The 1,302-nt window shown below is 72.0% G+C and carries 1 protein-coding gene; it reads left to right on the top strand.

All coding sequences use genetic code 11. From position 1 onward, the window contains the following. The coding region (locus ZRA01_RS20225) for an ATP-binding protein (protein ID WP_141355170.1) at positions 1-1,302 on the top strand (1,302 nt) is incomplete at both ends.

The raw sequence follows: 1,302 nt of genomic DNA on the forward strand, positions 1-1,302 counted from the left end.
CAGTTCATCCGCATCGTCGAATCGGGCCAGCACCTGCTGGGCATCGTCAACGACGTGCTCGACTCGGCCAAGATCGAGGCCGGCAAGCTCAGCGTCGAGCAGATCGCCATCGCCCCGGGCCAGGTCATCGACAGCGCCATCACCCTCTCGGCCGAGCGCGCCTTCGCCCGCGGCCTCGACTTCCGCGTCCGCGAGCGCGGCCTGCCCGCCCGCTGCCAGGGCGACCCCCTGCGCCTCTCCCAGGTGATCGTCAATCTGCTGGGCAACGCGATCAAGTTCACCGAGCGCGGCAGCGTCACCCTTGAGGCCTGCGCCGACCACGCCACCCTTTACCTGAGCGTCAGCGACACCGGCATCGGCATGAGCCCCGAGCAGATCGAGCGCCTCTTCAAGCCCTTCGAGCAGGCCGATAGCTCCACCACCCGGCGCTTCGGCGGCACCGGCCTGGGGCTCTCGATCAGCGCCCATCTGGTGCACGCGATGGGCGGCCGCATCGAGGTCTCGAGCCATCCCGGGGCCGGCACCACTTTTTGCGTGAGCCTGCCGCTGGTCGAGCCGGTCTATGAGCTCTCCCCCGCCAGCGGCAGCCTGGTGCTGGCTGGTTTTCCGCCCGACGAGTGCGCGGCGCTGCGGGCCGATCTCGTCGAGCGCGGCATCGCGGTGGCCACCCTCGAGACGCCCTTCGGCCCGGTGCCGGCGGCCGATCTCGTCGTCGTCGATGCCCGCTTCGCGGCAGACGCCCAGGCCTGGCGCAGCTGGCTGGCCCGCCTCCACGCCGAGCGACGCAGCCTCGCCATCGCCGGCCGGCTCGACGAGATCGAGCGCGCCGAGTTGCCCGAGCTGCACCTGCCGATCATCGAGCGCCCCTTGCGCAGCCGGCATTTCGGCGAGGCCCTGGCCCGGCGCACCCGGCCCCGGCCGCCGCCGGCGCCCCTCGAGAGGCGCCTGGCCGGCCTCTGCGTGCTGGCCGTCGACGACAACGAGATCAACCGCCTCGTGCTGGCCGACATGCTGGCCCAGGAGGGCGCCCGCGTGACCTGCCTGGCCGGTGGCCACGAGGCCATCGCCCACCTCACCGAGGTCGGGCCGGACAGCTATCACATCGTCCTCACCGACATCCAGATGCCCGACATGGACGGCTACGCCCTCACGCTGCAGCTGCGGGCCGATTACCCCCGCCTGCCCGTCCTCGGCCTCACCGCCCACGCCGGGCCCGAGGCACGCGACGCCTGCCTCGCCGCCGGCATGCGCGCCCATCTGCCAAAACCCCTCGAGCTCGACGACCTGGTCCGCGAGATTCTC

Origin of the sequence: Zoogloea ramigera, from assembly GCF_006539865.1 — a bacterium.
Lineage (GTDB): Bacteria > Pseudomonadota > Gammaproteobacteria > Burkholderiales > Rhodocyclaceae > Zoogloea > Zoogloea ramigera.